A 7,703-nucleotide genomic window follows, 5' to 3' on the forward strand; every position below is an offset into this window, starting at 1 on the left:
CCTGCGGAACCGGGTCGGATCGCACCGCAGCCGGCTCGCTGCCCGCATTGCCCTTGGGCGCATCGACCTTGGCCGTGTCGGGCTGGCTGGCTGGCTTCGCCGGCTTCTCGGCCTCACCCTTGTCCTTGTCCTCGCGCTTGACGGCCGTCTGGGATTTGGGCTCGTCGCCCGCCGCTTCGCCCTTGGGCGCCTCGTCGGACTTCGGCTCCTCGACCGGCTTGCCGCGACGGCCATGCTTCTGGCGCGACGGCTTGCCCTCGCCCGCGGCCTGCGGCGTCTGGCCATCGTCGGGCTTGGCACCCTCCGGCGTCTCGCTCGGGCGCGCCATGCGCTTGCCGCGGTGGCCGGGACGTCCTTCGGGATTCAACCCGTCCGTGTCAGGCTTTGAGCCTTCCTTGGCACCTTCCTGCGGCGCCGCACCCTGGTGCTGCCGGCGAGACGGACGCTCGGAGGCCTGCTCCGGGGACTGGTTCGCCTCCTGACGGCCTTCCCTGCCCTTGGCTCCCTTGGGCTGATCCTTGGCCTGGTAGCGCGGATCGTTGGCGCCGTTCGAAATCAGAAAGGACGACAGCACGCCGGCCATGTCGCTCGACGTCGTGTAGTGCTGGCGCAGGAAGCCCGGCAGCGACCCCGCCGGCACGGTCTTCAGCAGGCCGCGCGGGCTCTTGTGGCAGGCTGTGCAGGTATTTGCGAAAATCTGGGAGGGGCTTTTGCCGGCCTCGAGGTTTTGCGCACGCGCCGAACCGGCCGACAGGCCAATCAGAAGCGTCACCGTCGCCAGACTGAGGGCTCGGCTCAACATTCCTTAAGTCTCCAGATTCCGGAAAAATCGCCGCCTGCGCCTGATGGGTCGGCCGCGGCGGTCACCTTTTAGCCGATTATCGCGCGAATGGAAGCGCGCGCGTGCCGCATCCACGCAATTGTCACATTTTGGAATATCGGCTTTGACCACAACGCAATAGCGCGATCGAATTCCCTGCCTATGTTTGGCTTGGGGACACATTGGAGTGATCAGCTCCGGTGGTGTCGGTGTGCAGCTTGCCGTTCCGTTGGTGTCTCGATGGACCGATTGTTGCGATACTTCTTGGGGCGCTTCATCCGCCGCGGTTCGATCGCGTTCACGACCGCAAGCGGCGCCCGATTCACCTGCGGTGACGGCACTGGCACGCCAGCTGCCGCGCGATTCATGACCAGAGGGGCCGAACTCCGCATCCTGGTCGATCCCGAACTGTATCTCGGCGAAGCCTTCATGGACGGCACGTTCGTGGTGGAGCAAGGCACCATCGCCGATGTGCTGGCGGTCCTGATGGGCCAGGCGGCAATGTTGCCGAACTTTGCCAGGTTGCAGGCCTGGCTGCGGTTCCTCGGACGGCGTGCCCAGCAGATCAATGTGCGCGGCCGGTCCAGAAGCAATGTCGCCCGCCATTACGATCTCGACGGCCGCCTCTATTCCCTCTTCCTCGACGCCGACAAACAATATAGCTGCGCCTATTTCGAGACACCGGACGCCACGCTGGACGACGCTCAGTTGGCCAAGAAGCGCCACCTTGCCGCGAAACTCCTGATCAAGCCCGGCGACCGCATCCTCGACATCGGTTCCGGCTGGGGCGGACTCGGGCTCTATCTTGCCGAGATGAGCGGTGCCGACGTCACCGGTGTGACGCTGTCGACCGAGCAGCTGCAGATTGCCAACGCCCGGGCGGCGGAGCGGAACCTGGCGGATTCGGCGCGTTTCCTGATGCAGGACTATCGCGACATCCCCGGCCCGTTCGACCGCATCGTCTCGGTCGGCATGTTCGAGCATGTCGGGGTCGCCTACTACGAGACCTTCTTCAAGCGCTGCGCCGAGCTGCTGAGTGACGACGGTGTCATGATGCTGCATTCGATCGGCCGCTCGACCGGCCCCGATGTCACCAGCCCCTGGATCCGGAAATACATTTTCCCCGGCGGCTACATCCCGGCGCTCTCGGAGGTCATGCCGGCCATTGAGAAGGCCGGATTGCTGATCTGCGACATGGAGATCCTGCGCCTGCACTATGCCGAGACGCTGAAGGCATGGCGCGAGCGCTTCATGGCGCGGCGCGAGGAAGCCGTACGGCTCTACGACGAGGCTTTCGCGCGGATGTGGGAATTCTACCTGGCCGCCTCGGAGATGTCGTTCCGGGTGCAGAACATGATGAACTTCCAGCTGCAGCTCACCAAGCGCCAGGGCGTGGTGCCGATGACCCGCGATTATATCGGCCGCGAGGAAGCCCGGCTGCGGCTGAAGGAAGCCGACGCCACGAAGCCCCGGCTGCAACTCGCCGGCGAGTAAGTCGGCAGGAATTGGTGCTGCTAGTTGCGCAGGCTGTAGGCCGATCCGCAATGCGCAAAGGTCGGCGCCGGACGCGCCAGATGGGCCGTGGCGGCCGAAATCAGGGCGGCATCGCAGGGAACATTCCGGACCTCCGGACGCTCCGCCTGCTCCATGGCGTCGACCAGCACCGCCAGCCAGCGGCGGTCGTCCATGCCATCCGCCCGGCCAAGCTTCAATCGCGCTGTCTGAAACCCTCGAGCCATCGACGCCGTACCTTGCCTGAGCGAATACAACCCGGGAGCCGCCGGGTCGTTCCCGCGAACCTGCCGCAAAGAAATTGCGGAGGGTGTGATCTGCTTCACAGAGGTCTGCTCCGGTCTGTCGTAGTGGTCCGGAATGACCCGAGAACCGCACCAGACGATGTTGGACCCGCAACGCGACCTCGTAACCGACTACGCCTTGATCGCAACCGGCGTCGCGGCCGCCTTGATCGCGCTGGCTTTCCTCATCCTGGTCTGAGGAACCGAGACCAGCACCACCTCGTCGCTGGTTGGGCGCGGCAGCCAGAAAAAGGTTCAGGCCGCGTCAGATTTTTGCCAACGACATCGCTGACCGGCCGGGCTCCGCCAGTTTTCGACCGAAACCCCGTCAAGCGGAATGCATCCGGCCGTGCCGGATTCACACATTGCGTTGTGTGAATCGTGCATAAGAAACATCCGTCCTTTCGCTTCGTGCCGGGCTGGCGCTTGATCGCGGCCCCACAGCCGAAAATCTCAGTAACGACCAAATCAGAAGAATAAGCTCGTTCATGGCCTTGATTGATTCGAACGTCCACAAGCTCGCGCCCGACGCCGCGTCCCCGACCTATCGGAGCGCGCCGCACAACATCGAAGCGGAACAGGGGCTGCTGGGCGCGATACTGGTCAACAACGACGCCTTCTACCGGGTCTCCGATTTCCTGGAGGCGAAGCACTTCTTCGAAGCCATCCACCAGCAGATCTATGAAACGGCCGGCAGTCTGATCCGGATGGGCAAGGTCGCAAATCCCGTGACCTTGAAGACGTTCCTGCCTGCCGAGCTGGACCTCGGCGGCATGACGGTCAACCAATACCTCGCCCGACTCGCCGCCGAAGCGACCACCATCATCAACGCACAGGACTACGGGCGTACCGTCTACGATCTCAGCCTGCGCCGCAACCTGATCCAGATCGGCGAGGAGATCGTCAACGTCGCCTACGACGCACCCGTCGATTTTGCCCCGCGCGCGCAGATCGAGGACGCCGAACGACAGCTCTACAGCCTCGCCGAGACCGGCCGCTACGATGGCGGCTTCCAGCGCTTTGCGGATGCGCTCACGGTCGCCGTCGATATGGCGGCCAAGGCGTTCCAGCGCGACGGCAAACTGTCCGGCATTTCGACCGGGCTGCGCGACCTCGACACCAAGATGGGTGGATTGCAGCCGAGCGACCTGATCGTGCTCGCTGGCCGTCCCGGCATGGGCAAGACCTCGCTCGCCACCAACATCGCCTACAACATTGCCAGAGCCTATGTCCCCGAGGTGCAGGCGGACGGCACCACCAAGGCGGTGAACGGAGGCGCGGTCGGCTTCTTCTCCTGCGAAATGAGCGGCGAACAGCTCGCCACCCGTATTCTCGCCGAACGCACCGGCATTCCCTCCAGCCATATCCGGCGCGGCGGCATCTCCGAGCTCGATTTCGAGAAGATCCGCGACTGCTCGATCGAGTTGCAGTCGCTGCCGTTCTATGTCGACGAAACCGGTGGTCTCTCGATCTCGCAGCTCACCGCGCGCGCCCGCCGCCTCAAGCGGCAGAAGGGCCTCGACCTGATCGTGATCGACTACATCCAGCTGTTGCAGGGCTCGGGCAAGAAGGGCAACGACAACCGCGTGCAGGAAATCACCGAGATCACCACCAATTTGAAGGCGCTGGCGAAGGAGCTCAACGTCCCCGTGATCGCGCTGTCGCAGCTCTCGCGCCAGGTCGAGAACCGCGAGGACAAGCGGCCCCAGCTTTCGGACCTGCGCGAATCCGGCTCGATCGAGCAGGACGCCGACGTCGTGATGTTCGTGTACCGCGAGGAATACTATCTCGCGAACAAGGAACCACGGCCCGGCACCCCGGAGCACGCGACCTGGCAAGCCGAAATGGAGCGCGCGCTCGGCAAGGCCGAAGTCATCATCGGCAAGCAGCGCCACGGTCCGACCGGCACCGTCGAACTGCACTTCGAAGCCAGCGTCACCCGGTTCGGCGATCTCGCATCGGACGGACTGGTCCCGGATCGGCCCCCCTCCTACTAGCGGTGGGGCACAGTTGAAGGCCGCTGGTCCCGCTTGTACAACTGAGCCATGAACATCGTGACCGACGCGAAATCGCAGCTGACGCCCGAAGCCAGTTTGCTGGCGGCCCATCCGACCGCCACCGGCATCCTGACCGTCGACCTCGACGCCATCATCGCCAACTGGCGCAAGCTCGAGAAGACCGCGGTCCCGGCGGAATGCGCCGCCGTGGTCAAGGCCAACGCCTATGGCTGCGGCGCCGAGCAGGTGTCGCGGGCGCTGGCCAAGGCCGGCTGCAAGACCTTCTTCGTCGCCACCGTCGAGGAGGCCGCCGTGGTGCGCGCGGCCGTTCCGCAGGCGACCGTGTATGCGCTCGGCGGCTTCTTCCAGCAGACCGGCGACGCCTACGCCAGGATCGACTGCAAGCCGGTCATCGGCGATCTCAACGAGCTCGCCGAATGGGACGTGTTCTGCCGCCGCTCCGGCTGGTCCGGCGGCGCCGCCATCCATATCGACACCGGCATGAACCGGCTCGGGCTGACGGTCAGCGAAGCGCAAGGCATCATCCCGCGGATCAATGCCGGCGATCACGGCATCACGCTGGTCATGAGCCACCTCGTCTCCGCCGAACTGCTCAACAACCCCGCCAACGCCAAACAGCTGGCGAGCTTCCGCGAGATCGCGAGCCTGTTCACCGGCGTGCCGGCCTCGCTCGCCAACTCCTCCGGCGTGTTCCTCGGCGCCCAATTCCAGTTCGAGATGGTGCGGCCGGGCTGCGCGCTCTATGGCGTCAATCCGACGCCGGAGGCCGACAACCCGATGCAGCAGGTGGTCGATCTCAAGGCGCGCATCGTGCAGATGCGCAATATCGATCGCGGCGAGACCGTCGGCTATGGCGGCACCTGGACCGCGCGCCGGCCGACCCGGCTTGCGATCGTCTCCGCGGGCTATGCGGACGGCTATTTCCGCGCCGCCAGCGCCAATGACGGCACCCGCGGCGCCGAGGTCGTGGTCGCCGGCAAGCGCTGCCCGATCGCCGGCCGCGTCTCGATGGATCTGATCGTGGTCGACGTCACCGATCTCGACAAGAATGCCGTGCGGCGCGGTCACATGGTGACGCTGATCGGCGAAGGCATCACGGTCGACGAGGTCGCGCATCATTTCGGCACCATCGGCTATGAGGTGCTGACCAGCCTCGGCCGTCGCTTCGTACGCATCTACAAGGGCGGCGATGCCGTCGCCACGACAAGCGACGCGGTGACGGAGAAGAGCGAAGCAGTCGCCACGCCAGCGTTGCCGACGGCAGCGCCGGCTGCGCCACCGCCACTGCCCGCCGAGCCACCCGCCCCATCCGCTTGACACGATAGATCGTCGCGATCCCCAGCCCGCATGAAGATCGCGACCTTCAACATCAACAACGTCAACCGCCGGCTGCCGAACCTGCTGCGCTGGCTGAAATCGGCCAAGCCCGACGTCGTCAGCTTGCAGGAGTTGAAAGCCAGCGACGCCGAATTTCCCGCGGCCGCGCTCGAGAAGGCCGGTTACGGCGCGGTGTGGCAAGGACAGAAGACCTGGAACGGCGTCGCCATCCTCGCGCGCAAGGCTGAGCCGGTCTTGATCCGCACCGCCCTGCCCGGCGACCGCGACGACCATGAGGCACGCTACATCGAGGCCGCGGTGCGCGGCATCGTCGTGACCAGCCTTTACCTTCCGAACGGCAATCCGCAGCCCGGCCCGAAATTCGACTACAAGCTCGCCTGGTTCAAGCGGCTGCGCGCCCACGCCGCCAAGCTGCTCAAGCAGGAGGTCCCCGTGGTGCTCGCCGGCGACTACAACGTCGCGCCGACGCCTCTCGACATCTATCCGACCCGCTCCTGGGACAAGGATGCGCTGATCCAGCCGAAGAGCCGCGCGGCTTTCAAGGCGCTGGTCGATCAGGGCTGGTGCGATGCGCTCCGCACGCTGCACCCGGATCAACAGATGTTCACCTTCTGGGACTACAAGCGCCAGCGCTGGCCGCGCGATGCAGGCCTCCGGCTCGATCATCTCCTGCTCAGCCCCGACGTGGCAGCGCGGCTCGCGAAGGCCGGCGTCGACCGCGATGTTCGTGGCGAGGAAGGCGCGAGTGATCATGCGCCGGCGTGGGTCGTGTTGAAGTGATCGGTGGCGGACTTGCGCCTCGTGGTGGTCGCGACGCGGATCGGATGATGCCGCACACACCACCGTCGTCCTGGCGAAAGCCAGGACCCATAACCACCGCATTTGATTGCGAACGGGATCGTGGCCCCAGCGTCGCGCAACGGCTGATGCTTGGGGTAATGGGTCCTGGCTTTCGCCAGGACGACGTCGAATTTGTTGCACGGCGTGCGAGTCAAACATCCGCATTCTCGCGGCACAGGAGCCTGCGGTACACGCGAATGCGGCCGGATGTGGCGGACCGGGTACAGCCGGAGGTGGTGCAAATCGACTAGCCTGGCGTCGATTTGATTCATGCATTGGGTCTGCCCATGAAGACATATTTCGTCGCCGCCTCCGTGCTCATGCTCGGCATTGCAAGCGCGTCCGCTGCCGACCTTGCCGCCCGCCCCACTACCAAGGCGCCCCCGATCGTCGCCGCCACCACCGACTGGAGCGGCTTCTACCTCGGCGCCAATGGCGGCGGCGGCTGGAGCCGAAAGTGCTGGGACATCGTGCCCTTCGCCATCACCAATCCGGCGCTCGGCGTCGTGAATTTCACCGGCCCGGAAGGTTGCCACACCGCGAACGGCGCGACCGCCGGCGGCCAGATCGGGTATCGCTGGCAGCAGGCGGCCTGGGTGTTCGGCGTCGAAGCGGAGGGCAATTGGGCCGACCTCTCCGGCTCGAACCCGTCGGTCGCCCCGCCGTTTGCGGGCTTCGCCAACCGCTCGAAGATCGATGCCATCGGCCTGTTCACCGGACAGATCGGCTATTCCTGGGGCGCCTTCCTGCTGTACGCAAAGGGCGGAGCGGCCGTCGTGCGCGATCGGCACGAGAGCTTCATCACGCCGGCATTTGGACCGGGCGTACCGGTCGGCTTCATCGCCGACCGCGGCAGCGAGACGCGCTGGGGCGGCGCGATCGGCGCCGGCG

8 protein-coding genes are annotated in these 7,703 nt (G+C 65.5%); 6 read left to right on the top strand and 2 right to left on the bottom strand.

What is annotated here, in order from left to right; translation table 11 throughout:
* Positions 1-802 (bottom strand): prolipoprotein diacylglyceryl transferase (locus tag H8B02_RS42770; RefSeq protein ID WP_229171744.1); only part of this gene is annotated, 802 nt, incomplete at its 3' end.
* A 258-nt stretch (positions 803-1,060) separates the two neighbouring features.
* Here H8B02_RS42770 and H8B02_RS42775 point away from each other — a divergent pair.
* Positions 1,061-2,314 (top strand): cyclopropane fatty acid synthase, encoded by a 1,254-nt coding sequence (locus H8B02_RS42775; protein ID WP_229171745.1) that lies wholly within the window; start codon positions 1,061-1,063, stop codon positions 2,312-2,314.
* A 20-nt stretch (positions 2,315-2,334) separates the two neighbouring features.
* Here the strand turns inward: H8B02_RS42775 and H8B02_RS42780 are convergent, their stop codons facing one another.
* Entirely contained in the window at positions 2,335-2,508 is a 174-nt protein-coding gene (locus tag H8B02_RS42780; protein WP_229171746.1) for a hypothetical protein, read from the bottom strand.
* A 184-nt stretch (positions 2,509-2,692) separates the two neighbouring features.
* Here H8B02_RS42780 and H8B02_RS48290 point away from each other — a divergent pair, with 184 nt between their 5' ends.
* The 5 genes from H8B02_RS48290 to H8B02_RS42800 all read left to right on the top strand — a co-directional run.
* Positions 2,693-2,815, top strand: coding sequence for a hypothetical protein (locus H8B02_RS48290; protein WP_256437482.1), 123 nt, complete (start codon positions 2,693-2,695; stop codon positions 2,813-2,815).
* Between the two features lie 289 nt (positions 2,816-3,104).
* Entirely contained in the window at positions 3,105-4,613 is a 1,509-nt protein-coding gene (locus tag H8B02_RS42785) for a replicative DNA helicase (RefSeq protein ID WP_229171748.1), read from the top strand.
* Positions 4,614-4,661: 48 nt separating this feature from the next.
* Entirely contained in the window at positions 4,662-5,951 is a 1,290-nt protein-coding gene (alr, locus tag H8B02_RS42790) for an alanine racemase (protein ID WP_229171751.1), read from the top strand.
* A gap of 30 nt (positions 5,952-5,981) precedes the next feature.
* On the top strand, positions 5,982-6,752 hold the full coding sequence (gene xth / locus H8B02_RS42795; RefSeq protein WP_229171753.1) for an exodeoxyribonuclease III: 771 nt from the start codon (positions 5,982-5,984) through the stop codon (positions 6,750-6,752).
* Positions 6,753-7,099: 347 nt separating this feature from the next.
* Positions 7,100-7,703 (top strand): outer membrane protein (locus H8B02_RS42800; protein ID WP_229171754.1); only part of this gene is annotated, 604 nt, incomplete at its 3' end.

It is taken from the genome of Bradyrhizobium altum (assembly GCF_020889705.1).
GTDB classification, from domain to species: Bacteria; Pseudomonadota; Alphaproteobacteria; order Rhizobiales; family Xanthobacteraceae; genus Bradyrhizobium; species Bradyrhizobium altum.

Excerpts from the sequence above, each read along its gene's own strand:
- H8B02_RS42775 (WP_229171745.1), top strand. The coding sequence starts at position 1,061 with ATGGACCGATTGTTGCGATACTTCTTGGGGCGCTTCATCCGCCGCGGT.
- H8B02_RS42780 (WP_229171746.1), bottom strand. The coding sequence starts at position 2,508 with ATGGACGACCGCCGCTGGCTGGCGGTGCTGGTCGACGCCATGGAGCAG.
- H8B02_RS48290 (WP_256437482.1), top strand. The coding sequence starts at position 2,693 with ATGACCCGAGAACCGCACCAGACGATGTTGGACCCGCAACGCGACCTC.
- H8B02_RS42785 (WP_229171748.1), top strand. The coding sequence starts at position 3,105 with ATGGCCTTGATTGATTCGAACGTCCACAAGCTCGCGCCCGACGCCGCG.
- alr (WP_229171751.1), top strand. The coding sequence starts at position 4,662 with ATGAACATCGTGACCGACGCGAAATCGCAGCTGACGCCCGAAGCCAGT.
- xth (WP_229171753.1), top strand. The coding sequence starts at position 5,982 with ATGAAGATCGCGACCTTCAACATCAACAACGTCAACCGCCGGCTGCCG.